The sequence below is a fragment of the Delftia sp. 60 genome, from assembly GCF_002754395.1.
In the GTDB taxonomy this organism is placed as follows: Bacteria; Pseudomonadota; Gammaproteobacteria; order Burkholderiales; family Burkholderiaceae_C; genus Comamonas; species Comamonas acidovorans.
The window spans coordinates 4426579-4443340 of sequence record NZ_PEFD01000001.1 but is presented as its reverse complement, the minus strand read 5'-3'; the positions used below and the strand labels follow the sequence as shown (position 1 = coordinate 4443340).

The following is a 16762-nucleotide window of genomic DNA, read 5'->3' as shown; positions in this document are numbered from 1 at the left end:
ACAGAAGAAGAAAGGTCTTGCTGCATGACAGGTAAAAGCACATTCACCGCCCTTGCTCCCGTGGCCCTGGCGCTGCTGGCGGGGGCCATCCTGCCATTCCAGGCCGCCAGCAATGCCCTGGTGGGCCGCCTGCTGGGCCACCCGCTGTGGGGCGCGCTGGTCTCGCTGGCCGTGAGCGTCATGGTCGTGGTGCCTGCACTGTGGGTGCTGCGCGCGCCCGCTCCGGCCATGGCCCAGGCGGCAGCGGGGCCATGGTGGCTATGGATAGGCGGTGTGCTGGGGGCCATCTATGTGGCCAGCGCGGCCGCCGTCACGCCCAGGCTGGGTGCAGGCGGCTTCCTCGTTTGCGTGGTGGCGGGGCAGATCGTGGTCTCGGTGCTGGTGGACCACTTCGGCCTGATGGGCCTGGGCGCACGGCCGGTCAATGCGACGCGCCTGGCCGGCGTGGCCTTGATCCTGGGTGGCGTGCTGCTGGTGGTGCAGGGCGGGACGGCCCGTGCAGCGGCGGCCCCATGAGCGCCGCGAGCACGCCCTGCTTCAGCGGTGAAGGCCCCGGCCTTGCCCGCGTCAGGCGGGCATGCCCGGCGGCACGGCGGCCGGCCTTGCCGCTGGCGGACGTTCCTGGCGGGCATCTGCCGTGCCGGGCAGGAGCCGGCCCAGCCGGATGACAAAGCAGGCCCCGCCTCCGGCAGCCGGCTGGAAGAACGCGTCGCCTGCGTGCAGCCTGGCAATGCGCCTGACCACGGACAGGCCCAGGCCATGCCCGTTGACGTGCCGGGTGGCGCTTGCGCGTTCATAGGGCTCGAAAACCTGTCCTGCCGCTTCGGGCGCAAGGCCCGGTCCCTGGTCGCTGACGGAAATCAGCAGGTCACCGGACGCATCGCAGCGGGCGGCCAGTGTGATGTCGCCCGCCTTGGCATATTTGATGGCGTTGCCGACAAGGTTGGAGATGGCGATGCGCACCAGGACAGGGTCGCATTGCCATTGCTGCGGGCCGTGTTCCAGATCCAGTTTCAGGCGATGCCGCCGGGACCAGCCGACGAGCTCTGCAGACTCCTCCAGGAGTTCATCCAATGGCGTCTGCTCCAGTTGCAGCCGGAACGCGCCCGCGTCCAGCCGGTCGTTGATCAGGCAGGTGTCCACCAGGGTCATCAGCCGGCGCGAAGCCCTGCGTATCTGCGACGCCTGCTCGATGAGGGAATCCGCGTCTGTCGTCGGGAACGTCTGCAGCTCGGTCGCGGCGCCGTCCACGATGGTGAGCGGGGTGCGGAACTCGTGGTTGATCATGTTGAAGAACTGGCGCTGCTCCAGCCGCATCTCGCGCTCGCTGTGCAAGGCGGTCTGCAAGGCCTGCTGGGCCGTTTGCAGTTGTGCGGTGCGCTGCAGGACCTTGGATTCCAGCTCGCGCTCGGCCGCCTGGGCGCGTGACAGGGCCTGCATCCGCTCACTGCGCAGGGCGCGCTCCGCCACCCGCGTGCGGTTGGTCACCGCCATTCCCAGCAGGATGGCCTCGGACACACGCCCGGCAAACCAGAGCATCTGGGCCGATGGCAGCGCAAGATCCGGCAGCAGGCCCTGGGTTCTCAGCAGGTTCAGGATGCCCAGGGCGGAAGGCACCGCAAACGCCAGCGCGCCCGGCAGGTATTGCCACTGCCTTCGGACCACCAGCAGGTACAGCACGAAGACCGCACCGAACGATGTGGACACCAGGGCCGTGAACACCACGGCACGCGAGATCTGCGGATAGCCACCCAACAGTGCCAGGCCCAGTGCGATGGCATTCAGCCAGGCCACCACGCTGAAGAGGTGCGCAGCCCAGATCCAATGGCGGCGGAACTCGAACAATTGGCTGAAAAACACCGTCGCCACCACACAGAAGCTGCAGTAGGCGATGGACAGCGCATGCTGGGGCTGGTCGGCGCCGGGCAGCCACAGGCCTTCGGGCCGGTAACGGAAGGCGGCGTAGGCAAAGCCGGCTGCCAGGAGCGCGGCGCAAAGAATGTAGAGCCTTTCCCTGAGCCAGCACCACAGGATCAGGCTCATCAGCGTGATGGCCAGGGCCGAGCCCATGTACGCGTAAAGCAGCATGGCGGCCGGCGCCATGCTTCTGCCGGGAAAGACCGCAATGCCCTGGTCTGCCTGGGGGTTGGGCAGCAAGCGGGCGAGCAGCGCCAGAAGCGCTGCAGCTGCCAGGGCCTGCACCAGGACCTGCATCAGCCATTGCGCTGCAGCACCCGTTGGCCAGTGCCTCCGGCGGCCTTCAGTGGGATTGTCTTGGGTGTGGATCAAGGGTCCGATGGGTTGAAGTGGCGTGCGCCCGTATATGTCCGCCGTGCAGGCTTGCGGGGGGGCCATTGTGCACCGGCGGCCATTGCGGGAAAGCGCTGTCTGCCGTCTGCCAGGTGCCCCAATGCAACAGGCCGCCCCGCTGCGGATAAGCGGGGCGGCCTGTAACGGGCTCCTGGTCTGGATCACGCATCCGGGCGCTGGCGGTAGTCGGCGGGGCTGGGTGAATGGTTTTGCTGCGCCGGTAAGCGTGCTCCCATGCAGACAAGTGTGCGCGTTTGGTCTCAGAAAATGCTGCTTTATTTCTTCAAAACAGGCGTTGCTACAGAAAATTATTCTGCGCCTGCCTGTTTTGCAGTAGATTGCCGGCCATGGACATCCTCGACAGAAAGATTCTTTCCGCTCTGCAGGCCAACGCGCGCGTCAGCCTGCAGGAAATCGGCGCGGCCGTGGGCCTGAGCGCCTCGCCCTGCTGGGCACGCATCAAGAAGCTGGAAGAGGCGGGGGTGATCGAGGGCTATACCGTGCGCCTGAACCCGCTGGCGCTGGGCCTGGGCGATACGGTGCTGGTGCAGGTCACTCTGGACAGCCATTCGGACAACACGCTGGAGAAATTCGGCGAGATGCTGGCGACCATTCCCGAGGTGGTGGAGGCGCATCTGGTCTCGGGCGAGTACGACTACCTGCTGCGCGTCGTCGTCAAGGACACGCGCGACTACGAGCGCCTGCTGCGCGAGAAGCTGTACAAGATCAAGGGCATACGCCACAGCCAGTCCAGCTTTGTGCTGCGCACGCTGAAGAAGGCCGACCTGCCGCTGGGGGTCTGAAATCCATGCCCTCTGGCCAGGCGCCGCCGCCCGCCCCCTACCGCGAACACTCCCCGCCGCCCGCCCTGCAGCCGCACTTCCAGTGCCTGTGGAGCAGCACCGTGGCCCCGGACTATGCCGGCGGCTTTCTCGTGGTGCCCGATGGCTGCGTGGACATCGTCTGCAAGGGCGGGCGGCTGCTGGCCGTGGGGCCTGACAGGGTGGCTGCGCGGCCCGCGCTGGTGCCGGGGTCCGAGGTATGGGGGGCGCGCTTCGGCCCCGGTGCGGCCAGCGCCTGGCTGGGCCTGCCCATGGACGAGATCGTGGGGCAGGCGGTGGAACTGGGCGATCTGCTGGGGCCGCGCGCGCGGAAGTGGGTGCAACGCATCAACGATGCGCAGCCGGGCGCAGGGCAGGCCGTGTTCATCCATGGACTGGTGCAAATGGGCCGCGACGCCCCGGCGCCGGACCGGCAGGCCATGGAGCTGTTCAATGTGGCGGCTGCAGCCGGGCGGGATGAATCCGGTGTGCTTGCCGCCATGCGCGCGCAGCTGGACATGTCCGAGCGCAGCCTGCGCCGCCTGTGCCACGCGCAGTTTGGCTACGGCCCCAAGACCCTGGAGCGCGTGCTGCGCTTTCAGCGCCTGCTGGCCCTGGCACGGTCTGATCGGCAGGCAGGTCTTGCGGCGCTGGCGGCGGACGCCGGGTATGCGGACCAGGCGCATCTGTCGCGCGAAGTGAGGGCGCTGTGCGGCATCACGGCGCAGGCCGCCATGGCGCAGCTGCTGGATTGAGCAGTCCGGCTGGCCGTTTTGTTCAAGACCGCTGCCACGGCGTGGCCGATGATGGAGGCTTACCAGCATTCAACGGAGCATCACATGGGCATCAGGGGCAAGAACCACCAGATCGACAACATCGAGTTCAACGTGGCCGATATTGCGCGCAGCAAGGCGTTCTACGGCGAGGCCTTCGGCTGGACCTTCACCGACTACGGCCCGAGCTACACCGAGTTCAGCGACGGCCGGCTGACCGGCGGCTTCACCACCGGCGAGGAGGTGCGGCCCGGCGGCCCGCTGGTCATCCTCTACGCCGACGATCTGGCCGAGGCACAGCGCCGCGTGGAAGCGGCCGGGGCCGGGGCCGTGATCAGCCGCGCGGTGTTCGCGTTCCCGGGTGGCCGCAGGTTCCACTTCACCGATCCGGATGGCTACGAGCTGGCCGTGTGGTCGGCCGATGCCTGAAAGCCAACAGCCCGCATCTGCGGGCTGTTTTTCATGGGGACTGGGCCGGGCGTCAGTCGACGTTGGAGCCCAGCTGCATGTCCTTGTACTTCACGATGTGCGTGCCCTTGACCAGGCGGTAGCCGCCCCAGATCAGCAGGAACAGCGGCAGGCCGATGTAGGTGGCGACCACGCCGGTCCAGTCGATGCGGTCGGCCATGAAGGCCTCGTAGTTCTGGCCCAGCGTGATCACCATGCACAGCACGAAGGCGAAGATGGGGCCGAACGGGAACCAGGATGCGCGGTAGGGCAGCTGGTTCAGGTCCAGGCCCTGGGCCTCGAAGCCCTTGCGAAAGCGGTAGTGGCTGATGGCAATGCCCAGCCAGGCGATGAAGCCCGTCATGCCCGACAGATTCAGCAGCCAGATGTAGACCAGCTGCGGGCTGAAGATGTTGGTCAGGAAGCACAGCGCCGCCACCACGGTGGTGGCCAGCAGGGCCAGCGTGGGCACGCCGCGCTTGTTGACATACGAGAACATGCGCGGCGCCATGCGCTGGCAGGCCAGCGTGTAGAGCATGCGCGTGGAGGCGTACATGCCCGAATTGCCGGCCGACAGCACCGAGGTCAGCACCACGGCGTTCATCACGGCGGCGGCCGACAGCAGGCCAGCGCGCTCGAAGACCAGGGTGAAGGGGCTCACGCTGATGTCGCCCAGATCATTCTTGAGCAGGTGCGGATCGGTGTAGGGGATCAGCAGGCTGATGACCAGAATGGCGAAGACGTAGAACAGCAAAATGCGCCAGAACACCTGGCGCACAGCGCGGGGCACGTTCTTGGCGGGGTTCTCGGATTCGCCGGCAGCAATGCCGATCAGTTCCGTGCCCTGGAAGGAAAATCCCACGATCATGGCCACGCCGATAAGCGCCGAGAAACCGCCCGCAAAGGGCGCGTCGCCCTGGCTCCACAGGGCAAAGTTGCCCCAGACGCCTTCAGGCGCGCCGCCCCGCACGATGCCCAGGATCATGAGCACGCCCACGCCGATGAAGAGGATGACGGTGGTCACCTTGATGGCGGCGAACCAGTACTCGGCCTCGCCGAAGCCTTTGACCGAGATGGCGTTGAGGCCGAACATGATGGCCAGGAACAGGGCGCTCCACAGCATGCCGTTGCCGTCGGGGAACCAGTAGGCCATGACCAGCTGGGCGGCCACCAGGTCCACGGCAATGGTGACGGCCCAGTTGTACCAGTAGTTCCAGCCCAGCGCGAAGCCGAAGCCTTCGTCCACATAGCGCGCGCCGTAGGTGGCGAACGAGCCCGAGACGGGCAGGTTGGCGGCCATTTCGCCGAGGCTGGTCATGAGGAAGTAGACCATCAGGCCCACGATCATGTAGGCCAGCAGGGCGCCGCCGGGGCCGGCCTGCGAGATGGTGGCGCCCGAGGCAACGAAGAGGCCGGTGCCGATGGAGCCGCCGATGGCGATCATGGACAGATGCCGCGCCTTGAGTTCGCGCCTGAGCGCGGTGGGAGCGGCATTCTTGGAGTTGTCTGCTGCCATGGATGTGTCGATTGGTGGATCAGATCCCGCGCGGCCGCTGGCCGGCGCGGGGGCAGGAATGCAAAACAGGAAAAACAAAAGAGCCGCTGTGTCGCGGCCCCATCAAGGTGCATGCACCACGAAAAGGCGTGATTGTCCGAGAACGCTGCCATCGTGGAAAGGCAGGAGTTTAATCCCCCTTCACCCACATAAGCGGAACTGAATCCGAACCCACTGTGTGCATGGCGCCACGCCGTCTGCGGCCCGCCTGCCTACCTACCACTGTGTCTGCGCCAGCAGCAGCTGGGCCAGTGCCTTGATGCGCGGCGAGGCCTGGCGCGTGCGCGGGTAGACCAGGGACAGTTCGCGGGCGCGGCCCTCGTGCTGGGGCAGCAGCCGCACCAGCCGGCCCGCCTGCAGGTGCTCGCGCACCGCGAACTCCATGACCTGGGCCACGCCCAGGCCGCCCAGCGAGCCTTCCACCAGCGGGTCGCCGCTGTCGAAGGTCACGGTCTGCGGCGCAGGCCAGTCCAGCATCTCGCCATTGCCGGCCAGGAACTGCCAGGGCACGCGCCGGCCCAGGTAGTGGTTGTAGACGGCCATGCAGCTGTGCTGCGTCAGCTCCTGCAGCGTCTGCGGCGTGCCGCGCGCCGCCAGATAGGCGGGCGAGGCCACGGTCACCCAGCGCAGCGGCGGCAGGGCGCGGGCAATCATGCGGCTGTCTGCCAGCGGGCCTATGCGCACGGCTGCGTCAAAGCCTTCTTCCACCATGTCCACCATGCGGTCGGTGAAGCTGGTGTCGATCTGCAGCTGCGGATGCTCGCGCAGCAACTGCCCCAGCAGCGGCACCAGCACGATGCGGCCCAGCATGGACGGCGCCGTCATGCGCAGCACGCCGCTGGGCGCACAGCGCCGGTCGCTGACCAGCTGGCGCGCCTCTTCCAGCCCGGCGATCAGCGGGGCGCAGCGGTCCACCAGCGCGCAGCCATCAGGCGTGAGCGAGACGCTGCGCGTATTGCGGTGCAGCAGCCGCGTGCCCAGGTCCTTTTCCAGCTGCGCCACGGCGCGCGAGATGCGTGGCTGGCTGGTGCCCAGCAGCGTGGCGGCCTGGGTGAAGCTGCGGCTTTCGGCCACCTTGATGAGCAGGTGCACGGCGTTGAGATCCATGGCATGTCTCCAGATTCGATTAATGCAGTTTTGCATAAGAAAAATGAAAATCTGCTGTTTATCTTCACAAGTGCATTAATTAGGATCGGCGCCATGCCAATGACCGATTCCCCCGGCGCCCTGCGCCACCCGCGCGCCGCGCTGGCGCTGCTGTCCCTGTCCCAGCTGCTGATTGCGCTGGATGCCACCATCGTCTTCGTCGCGCTCGACGCCATGGGCCAGCAGTTGCAGATGGACGCGCACCATCTGCAATGGGTGGTCAGTGCCTACAGCGTGGCCTTTGGTGGCTGCCTGCTGCTGGGCGGGCGCTGCGCGGACCTGCTGGGCAAGCGGCGCATGTATGTGGCGGGCATGGCGCTGTTCGGCCTGGCCTCCCTGGTCGGCGGCTTTGCCTCGCAGCCCTGGCAACTGGTGCTGGGCCGCGCAGGGCAGGGCGTGGCCGGGGCGCTGCTGTTTCCGGCCACGCTGTCGCTGATCAACACCTTGTATGCGGCCGGGCCCGAGCGCAACCGCGCCCTGGCCGTGTGGAGCATGGCGTCGGCCGGCGGGCTGGCGGCCGGCGCGCTGCTGGGCGGCGTGCTCACGCAGACGCTGGGCTGGAACTGGGTGCTGTGGGTGCTGGTGCCCGTGGCCTGGCCGTGTGCCATGGCAGCGCTGCGCTTTCTGCCGCCCTCGACCCAGACCGGGCGCGCCGCGCCGGGCCAGGGCTTCGATCTGGCCGGCTGCCTGAGCGTGACCGTGGGCAGCAGCCTGCTGGTGACGGCCCTGGTGCAAGGCCCTGAATGGGGCTTTGCCAGCGCCGCCACGCTGGGGACGCTGGCCGTGGCCATGGCGGCGCTGGCCCTTTTCTGGCGCATCGAGGCGCGCATTGCCTCGCCACTGATGCCGCTGTCCCTGCTGCGCGTGCCCAGCCTGCGCGCGGCCATGCTGCTGACCATGATCTTCATGAGCAGCTTTGGCGTGCAGTACTACTTCCTGGCGCTGTATTTCCAGCAGATCTTCGGCTGGAGCCCGCTGCAGGCCGGCATGGCCTTTTTGCTGCCCACGGCGGTCTGCACGCTGGGCATCCGCTGGGCCGAACACTGGCTGCACCGCTCCACGCCGCGCGCCGTGCTGATGGGGGCTGGGCCGCAGGCACCATCGGCCTGGCCTACATGGCCTGGGCGCTGCCGCTGGGCGGCAGCTATGTCTGGCTGGTGCCGGGCTTCGTGGTGCTCAGCCTGGGCCAGGGCGCGTGCTGGACCGCCATGTGGGTGGTGGCCGGCCAGGGCGTGGCGGCTGCGCAGCAGGGCGTGGCCTCGGGCATTGCGGCCACGGCCCAGCAAGTGGGCGCGGCGCTGGGGTTGGCCCTGCTGGTCATGGTGGCCACGGCGCCGCTGGCCGGCATCACTGCGCCCGATGCGCTGCGCGAGGCCACGGCACGGGGGCTGCAGCAGGCCGAATGGGGTGCTGCGCTGATCGCGCTGCTGGGGTGGGTGGTGTCTGCGGGCATGCGCCGCGCACCGGCAAGCCAGGCCGTGCCGGGCGCGGAGCAGCCGGCCTGCTCGCCTTGAGGTCACTGGCCCGCAGTTACCATCTGCGGCTGCTTTGCACACCCCTCACCACCAACCCACATGGCAGAAACGAGCATCTCCAGCGACTGGGTCCGGCATTCGCAGCTGGGCGCAGGCCTGGAGCGCATCGAGGCCTATTCGGCGGGCACGGCTATGCGCCCCACAGGCACGACACCTATGCACTGGGCCTGACGCTGTCCGGCGTGCAAAGCTTTGCCTACCGCCGCAGCCAGCGGCACAGCCTGCCGGGCGGTGCCATGGTGCTGCATCCCGATGAATTGCATGACGGCCACGCGGGCACCGACGCAGGCTTTCGCTACCGCATGGTCTATGTGGAGCCGGCCCTGATCCAGCAGGTGCTGGGCGGCAGGCCCTTGCCCTTTGTCGAGGGCGGGCTGTCTGCCGATCCGCGGCTCAAGGCCGCGCTGCTGCCGCTGCTGCAGGGCCTGGATGAAGACCTGGAGCCGCTGGCGCGCGACGACGCCATCTACGACCTGGCATGGGCGCTGGACGCCGTGGCGGGCCGGCGCAACATCCGGCGCCTGCCCGACCTGGGGGCTGTGGAGCGCGCCCGCGCCTGCATCCACGACGCGCTGGTGCAGGGCGTGACCCTGGATGCTCTGGCACAGGCCAGTGGCCTGGACCGCTGGCGGCTGTGCCGTGACTTCCGCGCGCTCTACGGCACCAGCCCCTACCGCTACCTGACCATGCGCCGGCTGGACACCGTGCGGCGCCTGCTGCTGGCGGGGCAGGGCGTAGCCGATGCCGCACTGCAGGCCGGCTTCTTCGACCAGAGCCACATGGCGCGCCAGTTCGCCATGGCCTATGGCGTGCCGCCGGCGCGCTGGCTCAGGCGCCTGGGCGCGGCCTGAGCTGCACGATCGTGCAAGACCGGAGGGATGGCGCTTCCTAGCATGGAGGCTTCACACGCTTTCATCAGGTCTGCCCATGACGTTCCCCGTTGGAAACCGCCCCTACGAGGCCATCAACTTCCCCGAGAAATTCAGCCGCTTCACCGGCCAGTGGAGCCCCCGCGTCGTCGCCGAGATGAACGACTACCAGTTCAAGATCGTGCGCGTGCAGGGCGAGTTCATCTGGCATTCGCATGCCGAAACGGATGAAGCCTTCCTGGTGCTGGATGGCGAGCTGCGCATCGACTTCCGTGATGGCCATGTGCTGCTGCGCCAGGGCGAGCTGTACGTGGTCCCCAAAGGCACGGAGCACAAGCCCAGCGCCGAGCGGGAAGCCCGCCTCATGCTGATCGAGCCGCGCGGGGTGCTGAACACCGGGGAGGAAGGCGGCGAGAGGACGGCGCTCAACGATGTGTGGGTTTAGCGGGACGGCGGCTGGCTGTCGCCGGGATGGCCGGCCAGCTAGAGAATGTCGCGCTCCCACTTCTGCGTTCCGTGCAGGCGGCGCGCCAGGCTGTCGATGCGCCACTGTCCCGCCTTGCGATGTACGGAGAAGCGGTGTTCGTATGCCATGGACTCGTTGGCGCGAAGAACGATGAGTTCCATCCTCGATGCGGATTGCTGGGTCACCGACAGCAGCAGGTCTTGCGCGGAGTGGTGGGTGGGTGTGCCAAAAGAGCTGTGGGCGTAGGCGCGCGGCTTGGAGGTGCAGTACTTGGCCACGATGTCCAGTTGCTCTGCCCAAAACTCAGGTGCGGATGCGGATGCGGCGTGCCTGGCGACGCCTTTGCGTTCCCAGGCTTCCATGGCCAGGATGTAGGCGCGAACCACTCGTTCAGGCGTCTGCGTTTCGGTGCCCGGTGATGTGTCTGGCCAATCCTGAGCCTGCGGTGCTACAGGCGGCGGCGGGCTGGCACTGCCAGACCTCTCCAGCAGTGCCATGACCTGCGTATGTCCCTTGGCCCGGGCCAGCGCCCAGGCGTTTTCCTGACGGAAATCCAGCGGTGCGGGATCGGCACCTGCCTCCAGAAGCAAGGCCACCAGTTCCGCGTGGCCGGCCTGCGCTGCGCTCATCAGTGCCGTGCGGCCCAGCTCGGGCGAGGCGATTTCGATGTCAGCCTTGTGCGAGAGCAGCATTGCGGCGATGGCCGCATCGCCCAGGCTCGCCGCCCAGGCCAGTGCCGTGCTTCCAAGCGCCTTGCATTGCAGGTTGAGCGATGCTCCATGGCGCAGCAGGGCGGCCACGGCCTGCGGCTGCCGCTGGATGCTCGCCTCGATCAGTGCCGTCCTGCCGGTTCCCTTGTGGCGCCAATCTATGTCTGCACCGCGGGCCAGCTGGGCCTCGATTGCAGCGACATCACCGGCACTTGCGGCCTTGAAAAGGAGATGGGACATGGGGGATCGGCTTTCTGAAGTCAAAAGGCCAGGGCAGGGGCCGTGAAAAAGGGCGCCGCAGCGCCCTTTCATCTTAGGCGGGCTGTTTCAGCCCAGCCCAGCTCAGCCCAGCAGCAGCGCGTCGTCGGCGAGCTTTTCGCCGCGCACCTTCTCGAACATGTGCAGCAGGTCGGGCACGTCCATGCGGGCGCGTTCCTCGCCGCTGACGTCGAGCACGACCTGGCCCTGGTGCAGCATCACCGTGCGCTCGCCCACGTCCAGCGCCTGGCGCATGCTGTGGGTGACCATCATGGTGGTGAGCTTGGCCTCGGAGACGATGCGCGCCGTCAGCTGCAGCACGAAGTCGGCCGTGCGCGGGTCGAGCGCGGCGGTGTGCTCGTCCAGCAGCAGGATGCGCGAAGGCTGCAGCGCCGCCATCAGCAGGCTCACGGCCTGGCGCTGGCCGCCAGAGAGCAGGCCGATGCGGTCGGTAAGGCGGTTTTCCAGGCCCAGGCCCAGGATGGACAGGCGCTCACGGAAGTTGTCGCGCATCTCGGCCTTGACGGCGCGGCTCAGGCGGCGGAAGGTGCCGCGGCGTTGGGCCAGGGCCATGTTTTCCTCGATGGTCAGGTCCTCGCAGGTGCCCGCCATGGGGTCCTGGAAGACGCGGGCCACGCGCTCGGAGCGGGCCCACACGGGCAGGCGCGTCATGTCCTGGCCGGCGATCTCGATGCGGCCCTTGTCCACGGACAGGTCGCCCGAGACGGCGTTCAGGAAGGTGGACTTGCCGGCGCCGTTGGAGCCGATGACGGTGACGAACTGGCCGTCGGGAATGTCCAGCGACATGCCGCGCAGCGCCCGCGTTTCGATGGGCGTGCCGGGGTTGAAGGTGATTTCGAGTTGTTGTGCGCTCAGCATGAGTGCAATCTCCGGTATTTCTTCGTTCAGTCGCTCAAGGCGTGGTGCTTGAACTGACGCGGTCCAAACTCAGGGACGCCTAGCAAGGGCCGCCCCGCAGCGATGGCGTCGTTCCCCTCCCTCGCGGAGCGAGTAGAGAGGGGGAAGCGGCATAGCCGCTCAGGGGGTGTCATTTCCTTTGCGCAAACTTGCGCTTCAGTTGGGGGATCACCAGGGCGACGGTCACCAGCAGGGCGGTGACGAGGTTCAGATCCTGGGCCTTGAGGCCGATGAAATCGCTGTTGAGGGCCGCTGCAATGAAGAAGCGGTAGACGATGGCGCCCACCACCACGGCCAGCGTGGCCCAGACGATGCGGCGCGAAGGCAGGATGGACTCGCCCACGATCACGGCAGCCAGGCCGATGACGATGGTGCCGATACCCATGGAAATGTCCGAGCCGCCCTGGGTCTGCACGAACAGCGCGCCGGCCAGGCCGACCAGGCCGTTGGAGATCGCCATGCCCAGCAGGATCATGGCGCCGGTGTTCACGCCCTGCGAGCGTGCCATGCGGGCGTTGGAGCCCGTGGCGCGGATGGCCAGGCCTCGCTCGGTGGCGAAGAACCAGTCCAGGCCCAGCTTGGCGATCACGACGATCACGAACAGGATGACCGGGCGCATCACATAGTCAGCCACGCTGTCTGGCTGCAGCAGGGTGAACAGCGTGGTCTCGTTGATCAGCGGCACGTTGGGGCCGCCCATGATGCGCAGGTTGACCGAATACAGGCCGATCATCATCAGGATGGAGGCCAGCAGATCCATGATCTTCAGGCGCACATTGAGCCAGCCCGTGATCAGGCCCGCGACGGCGCCTGCGGCCGTGCCGGCCAGCGTGGCCAGCCAGGGATTGGTGCCCGTGGAAATCAGGATGGCGCAGACGGCGCCGCCCAGCGGGAAGCTGCCGTCCACCGTGAGGTCGGGAAAGCGCAGCAATCTGAACGAGATGAAGACGCCCAGCGCCACCAGGCTGAAGATCAGGCCGATCTCGACGGCACCGAGCAATGAGAAAAGAGACATAGGAGGAGCGACAGGCGCGTGGGACAGAAAACGACTTAAAAAAAGGGCAGGGCCATGTTGCCATGGCGCCTGCCACCGTGGGCGCACTGCCCGGGTTGGTCCCGGGCAGGCAAACCCCGGGTATTACTTGATCACCTGGGCGGCCGACTTGACCAGCGCGTCGGACAGCTTGACGCCTTGCTTCTCGGCGGCGCCCGGATTCACGAACAGCTCCATCTTGGTGCTGACTTCGGTCTTCATGTCGCCGGGCTTTTCGCCCTTGAGGATGCGCACGACCATGCGGCCGGTCTGCTCGCCCAGATCGCGGTAGTTGATGCCCAGGGCAGCCACGGCGCCGCGCTTGACGGAGTCGGTGTCCGAGGCCACCAGCGGGATCTTGGCGTCCTGGCCGACCTTGACCAGCGACTCGTAGGCCGAGACCACGTTGTTGTCGGTGTTGGTATAGATCACATCGACCTTGCCGACCAGGCTGCGCGCGGCGCTGCTGACGTCCACGGAGCGGGGTGCCGCGGCTTCCACCAGGGTCATGCCCAGCTTGGGCAGCAGAGCCTTGAGTTCCTTGACCACCACGGCGGAGTTGGCCTCGCCGGGGTTGTAGACCATGCCCACGCGCTTGGCGTTGGGCACGACCTGCTTGACCAGATCCATCTGCTTGTCCAGGGCCAGCAGGTCGGACACGCCGGTCACGTTGTTCTTGGACGGCTCCCAGCTGGGCACCAGCTTGGCGGCCACGGGGTCGGTCACGGCGGAGAACACCACGGGCACGGTCTTGGTCGATGCGACCACGGCCTGGGCCGAGGGCGTGGCGATGGCCACGATGGCGTCAGGCTTGTCGCCCACGAACTTGCGTGCGATCTGCGCGGCCGTGCCGGTGTTGCCCTGGGCACTCTGGTACTGCCACTTGAGGTTCTTGCCGGCTTCGTAGCCTGCTTCCTTGAGCGCGGCCTGCACGCCGTCGCGCACGGCGTCGAGTGCAGGGTGCTCGACGATGGCGGTCACTGCGACCGACTTCTCGTCAGCGGCGTGGGCGCCGCCCGCGATGGCGGAAATTGCCAGGGCCAGCGCGCCCAGGGGCGCCCAAGACAAGTGCTTCATACGTGTATCTCCAACGTGCTTGTGTTTGTTCCTGTTTGCTCAGCAGAAGGCCGCACAGGACGGTCGCGGCGCTTCGCGGCAAAGTCTACTGCAGCCGCCCTGTACGCCTTGGCGTTTGGACGACCCGGTTTTCACCTATAGGTTTGTATCTAAAAATTGGCATGAAATCTGCGGGGAATGCCCTAGGTGCAACTTTTTCATGCGTGTTGGACAGGTTTGGCGGTGCAGGTTTGCGTCTTCAGGGGCTTGTTTTGGGCTTTGTCGTGCATTTTTATTGCGTGCAAGCGCCTTTCGGATGGCCTTCTATGCTTTCTGGGCCTGCATGGCTTTGACGGCGCTCAAAGAAAAAGCCTGCACAAGCAGGCTTGGGCAGGCTTCAGAGGAAGGCCGGTGTGGCGTGCGGATCACATGCCCGCGTAGTTCGGCCCGCCGCCGCCTTCGGGCGTGACCCAGACGATGTTCTGCGTGGGGTCCTTGATATCGCAGGTCTTGCAGTGCACGCAGTTCTGGGCGTTGATCTGCAGGCGCTTGCCGCCCTGGGCCGTGTCGTCCACGAACTCGTAGACGCCGGCCGGGCAGTAGCGCTGCTCGGGCCAGCGTACTTGGCCAGGTTGATGGCCACGGGCACCGAGGCGTCCTTGAGCGTCAGGTGGGCGGGCTGGTCTTCGGCGTGGTTGGTGTTGCTGATGAAGACGCTGGACAGGCGGTCGAAGGTCAGCTTGCCATCGGGCTTGGGGTAGTCGATGGGCTTGCACTCGGCCGCAGGCTTCAGGTAGGCGTGGTCGGGCTTGTCGCGGTGCAGCGTCCAGGGGATGTTGCCCTTGAGCACGAACTGCTCGATGCCGTTCATCAGCGTGGCCGTGGTCAGGCCCTTCTTGAACCAGGCCTTGAAGTTGCGCGACTTGTTCAGCTCTTCGTACAGCCAGCTGTTCTCGAAGGCCTCTACATAGGCGCCCAGCTCGTCGCCCTGGCGGCCCGCGACGATGGCGTCATAGGCGGCCTCGGCGGCCAGCATGCCGGTCTTGATGGCGGCATGGCTGCCCTTGATGCGGCTGACGTTCAGGAAACCTGCGTCGCAGCCCACGAGCGCGCCGCCCGGGAACACGAACTTGGGCAGGGACAGCAGGCCGCCGGCCGTGATGGCGCGCGCGCCGTAGCCCAGGCGCTTGGCCGGCTTGATGCCCTTGGACTCGTCGCCTTCCAGGTAGTAGCGGATGTTGGGATGGGTCTTCCAGCGCTGGAATTCCTCGAAGGGGCTCAGGTAGGGGTTGGCATAGTCCAGGCCCGTGATGAAGCCCAGCGTGACCTTGTTGTCGTCCAGGTGGTAGAGGAAGGCGCCGCCGTAGGTCTTGCTGTCCATGGGCCAGCCGGCCGTGTGCATCACGAAGCCGGGCTTGTGGCGTGCCGGGTCGATTTCCCACAGCTCCTTGATGCCCAGGCCGTAGCTTTGCGGGTCCTTGCCGGCGTCCAACTGGTACTTGGCAATGATCTGCTTGCCCAGGTGGCCGCGGGAGCCTTCGGCAAAGATCGTGTACTTGGCGTGCAGCTCCATGCCCAGCTGGAAGTCGCCCGTGGGTTCGCCGTCCTTGCCGATGCCCATGTTGCCGGTGGCCACGCCCTTGACCGAGCCGTCCTCGTTGTAGAGCACTTCGGCGGCAGCAAAGCCCGGGAAGATTTCAACGCCCAGTGCCTCGGCCTGCTCGCCCAGCCACTTGACCACGTAGCCCAGGCGAACGATGTAGTTGCCATGGTTCTGGAAGCAGGCCGGCAGCAGGAAATTGGGCGTGCGCAGGGCGGATTTCTCGCCCAGGAAGACCATGGCGTCATCGGTGACGGGCTGGGTCAGGGGCGCGCCCTTTTCCTTCCAGTCAGGGATCAGCTCGGTCAGCGCACGCGGGTCCATGATGGCGCCCGACAGGATGTGGGCACCGGGCTCCGAGCCCTTTTCCAGCACGACGACGGAGACATCCTGGCCTTTTTCGGCCGCCAGCTGCTTGAGGCGGATGGCCGTGGCCAGGCCGCCGGGGCCGCCGCCAACCACCACCACGTCGTATTCCATGGCTTCGCGCGGCCCGTACTGGGCCAGGATTTCTTCGTTCGTCATCGGGGTGTCTCGCTTGGATATTGAAAAAACAGGATGTTCGGCAGACCGAACGTTCGTTCGGCTGCAGCGCAAATGCCGCAATGCGGTGGATTCTATGACGTGCGTGGACCCCGTCGTTGCTGATAGGTGACAGCGCGGGAATCCGCCCTGCTGCACAGTGACCGGGGGCTGCGGGGCATGGTGCCTTGCGGTGGCGCTACAACAAGGAGACTGCAGGCATGCGCATAGAGATTCCAGAATATAAAAAATGCGTTCACGAGATGCGATTCAAAGTGCGCTGGGGCGACATGGACGCCATGGGCCATGTCAACAACGCCATGTACTTCCGCTATCTGGAGACTGCCCGCATCGACTGGATGGTTGAAGCGGGCATGGCGCCTACGCCGGGCGGGCAGGGGCCGGTCATCGTCAATGCGTTCTGCAACTTCCACCAGCAGCTGGCCTATCCCGACGAGGTGCTGCTCAAGATGTACGTCAGCGACCCCGGCCGCACCACCTTCGAGACCTGGGGAACCATGGAACGCATCTCCGAGCCCGGCGTCATCTGCGCGGCCGGCGGCGGCACCGTGATCTGGGTGGACTTTCCCAGGCAGAAGGCCGTCGAGCTGCCGGGCTGGGTGCGGGAGATGGTGGGCGCAGGCACCAGTCCCGGCTGAGCGCCCGCCCGGATTCAGGCCGACTTGCGCAGCACCAGCTTCGGTCTGGCCAGCAATTGCTGGCGGGGCAGCCTGGATGAGCCA

At 66.7% G+C, this 16762-nt stretch carries 14 protein-coding genes and 2 pseudogenes; 8 read left to right on the top strand and 8 right to left on the bottom strand.

The window, feature by feature from the left end:
• Positions 1-24: 24 nt before the first annotated feature.
• A complete protein-coding gene (locus tag CLV01_RS20160; RefSeq protein ID WP_046985421.1) occupies positions 25-516 on the top strand; it encodes a DMT family transporter in 492 nt (163 codons plus the stop codon).
• A gap of 51 nt (positions 517-567) precedes the next feature.
• Here the strand turns inward: CLV01_RS20160 and CLV01_RS20155 are convergent, their stop codons facing one another.
• Complete coding sequence (locus CLV01_RS20155; RefSeq protein WP_257221419.1) at positions 568-2289, bottom strand: sensor histidine kinase; 1722 nt, start codon at positions 2287-2289, stop codon at positions 568-570.
• Positions 2290-2657: 368 nt separating this feature from the next.
• Here CLV01_RS20155 and CLV01_RS20150 point away from each other — a divergent pair, with 368 nt between their 5' ends.
• The 3 genes from CLV01_RS20150 to CLV01_RS20140 all read left to right on the top strand — a co-directional run bounded on the left by CLV01_RS20150 (position 2658) and on the right by CLV01_RS20140 (position 4333).
• Positions 2658-3113, top strand: coding sequence for an Lrp/AsnC family transcriptional regulator (locus CLV01_RS20150; protein WP_099733377.1), 456 nt, complete (start codon positions 2658-2660; stop codon positions 3111-3113).
• Between the two features lie 5 nt (positions 3114-3118).
• Positions 3119-3886 (top strand): DUF6597 domain-containing transcriptional factor, encoded by a 768-nt coding sequence (locus CLV01_RS20145; RefSeq protein ID WP_099733378.1) that lies wholly within the window; start codon positions 3119-3121, stop codon positions 3884-3886.
• A gap of 84 nt (positions 3887-3970) precedes the next feature.
• On the top strand, positions 3971-4333 hold the full coding sequence (locus CLV01_RS20140) for a VOC family protein (protein WP_063325944.1): 363 nt from the start codon (positions 3971-3973) through the stop codon (positions 4331-4333).
• Between the two features lie 52 nt (positions 4334-4385).
• Here CLV01_RS20140 and CLV01_RS20135 read toward each other — a convergent pair whose 3' ends face one another.
• Positions 4386-5867, bottom strand: coding sequence for an amino acid permease (locus CLV01_RS20135; RefSeq protein WP_013801947.1), 1482 nt, complete (start codon positions 5865-5867; stop codon positions 4386-4388).
• 255 nt (positions 5868-6122) lie between these two features.
• On the bottom strand, positions 6123-7013 hold the full coding sequence (locus CLV01_RS20130) for a LysR family transcriptional regulator (protein ID WP_099733379.1): 891 nt from the start codon (positions 7011-7013) through the stop codon (positions 6123-6125).
• A 99-nt stretch (positions 7014-7112) separates the two neighbouring features.
• Between CLV01_RS20130 and CLV01_RS20125 the strand changes: the two genes are divergently transcribed.
• The 3 genes and pseudogenes from CLV01_RS20125 to CLV01_RS20115 all read left to right on the top strand — a co-directional run bounded on the left by CLV01_RS20125 (position 7113) and on the right by CLV01_RS20115 (position 9901).
• Positions 7113-8471: an MFS transporter gene (locus CLV01_RS20125; RefSeq protein ID WP_257221417.1), complete on the top strand. Its 1359-nt coding sequence runs from the start codon at positions 7113-7115 to the stop codon at positions 8469-8471.
• Positions 8472-8626: 155 nt separating this feature from the next.
• Positions 8627-9438: pseudogene (locus CLV01_RS20120) on the top strand (AraC family transcriptional regulator).
• Positions 9439-9514: 76 nt separating this feature from the next.
• Positions 9515-9901: a cupin domain-containing protein gene (locus tag CLV01_RS20115; RefSeq protein WP_099733381.1), complete on the top strand. Its 387-nt coding sequence runs from the start codon at positions 9515-9517 to the stop codon at positions 9899-9901.
• 38 nt (positions 9902-9939) lie between these two features.
• Here the strand turns inward: CLV01_RS20115 and CLV01_RS20110 are convergent, their stop codons facing one another.
• The 5 genes and pseudogenes from CLV01_RS20110 to CLV01_RS20090 form a co-directional block, all read right to left on the bottom strand.
• On the bottom strand, positions 9940-10872 hold the full coding sequence (locus tag CLV01_RS20110; RefSeq protein WP_099733382.1) for an ankyrin repeat domain-containing protein: 933 nt from the start codon (positions 10870-10872) through the stop codon (positions 9940-9942).
• Between the two features lie 102 nt (positions 10873-10974).
• The gene (locus CLV01_RS20105; protein ID WP_012206116.1) at positions 10975-11769 is read right to left on the bottom strand and encodes an ABC transporter ATP-binding protein; all 795 of its coding nucleotides are present in this window, start codon (positions 11767-11769) and stop codon (positions 10975-10977) included.
• 169 nt (positions 11770-11938) lie between these two features.
• Positions 11939-12823 carry an ABC transporter permease gene (locus tag CLV01_RS20100; RefSeq protein ID WP_012206115.1) on the bottom strand — a complete coding sequence of 295 codons (885 nt, stop codon included), beginning with the start codon at positions 12821-12823 and terminating at the stop codon, positions 11939-11941.
• 123 nt (positions 12824-12946) lie between these two features.
• Positions 12947-13918, bottom strand: coding sequence for an ABC transporter substrate-binding protein (locus CLV01_RS20095; protein WP_012206114.1), 972 nt, complete (start codon positions 13916-13918; stop codon positions 12947-12949).
• A gap of 404 nt (positions 13919-14322) precedes the next feature.
• Positions 14323-16022 (bottom strand): annotated as a pseudogene (locus CLV01_RS20090) (electron transfer flavoprotein-ubiquinone oxidoreductase).
• A gap of 218 nt (positions 16023-16240) precedes the next feature.
• Here CLV01_RS20090 and CLV01_RS20085 point away from each other — a divergent pair.
• Positions 16241-16678: an acyl-CoA thioesterase gene (locus CLV01_RS20085; RefSeq protein ID WP_099735091.1), complete on the top strand. Its 438-nt coding sequence runs from the start codon at positions 16241-16243 to the stop codon at positions 16676-16678.
• Positions 16679-16762 lie beyond the last annotated feature (84 nt).

What these genes read in the sequence shown, in the direction of transcription:
- CLV01_RS20160 (WP_046985421.1), top strand. Translation starts at nt 25, where the DNA reads ATGACAGGTAAAAGCACATTCACCGCCCTTGCTCCCGTGGCCCTGGCG.
- CLV01_RS20150 (WP_099733377.1), top strand. Translation starts at nt 2,658, where the DNA reads ATGGACATCCTCGACAGAAAGATTCTTTCCGCTCTGCAGGCCAACGCG.
- CLV01_RS20145 (WP_099733378.1), top strand. Translation starts at nt 3,119, where the DNA reads ATGCCCTCTGGCCAGGCGCCGCCGCCCGCCCCCTACCGCGAACACTCC.
- CLV01_RS20140 (WP_063325944.1), top strand. Translation starts at nt 3,971, where the DNA reads ATGGGCATCAGGGGCAAGAACCACCAGATCGACAACATCGAGTTCAAC.
- CLV01_RS20135 (WP_013801947.1), bottom strand. Translation starts at nt 5,867, where the DNA reads ATGGCAGCAGACAACTCCAAGAATGCCGCTCCCACCGCGCTCAGGCGC.
- CLV01_RS20130 (WP_099733379.1), bottom strand. Translation starts at nt 7,013, where the DNA reads ATGGATCTCAACGCCGTGCACCTGCTCATCAAGGTGGCCGAAAGCCGC.
- CLV01_RS20125 (WP_257221417.1), top strand. Translation starts at nt 7,113, where the DNA reads ATGACCGATTCCCCCGGCGCCCTGCGCCACCCGCGCGCCGCGCTGGCG.
- CLV01_RS20115 (WP_099733381.1), top strand. Translation starts at nt 9,515, where the DNA reads ATGACGTTCCCCGTTGGAAACCGCCCCTACGAGGCCATCAACTTCCCC.
- CLV01_RS20110 (WP_099733382.1), bottom strand. Translation starts at nt 10,872, where the DNA reads ATGTCCCATCTCCTTTTCAAGGCCGCAAGTGCCGGTGATGTCGCTGCA.
- CLV01_RS20105 (WP_012206116.1), bottom strand. Translation starts at nt 11,769, where the DNA reads ATGCTGAGCGCACAACAACTCGAAATCACCTTCAACCCCGGCACGCCC.
- CLV01_RS20100 (WP_012206115.1), bottom strand. Translation starts at nt 12,823, where the DNA reads ATGTCTCTTTTCTCATTGCTCGGTGCCGTCGAGATCGGCCTGATCTTC.
- CLV01_RS20095 (WP_012206114.1), bottom strand. Translation starts at nt 13,918, where the DNA reads ATGAAGCACTTGTCTTGGGCGCCCCTGGGCGCGCTGGCCCTGGCAATT.
- CLV01_RS20085 (WP_099735091.1), top strand. Translation starts at nt 16,241, where the DNA reads ATGCGCATAGAGATTCCAGAATATAAAAAATGCGTTCACGAGATGCGA.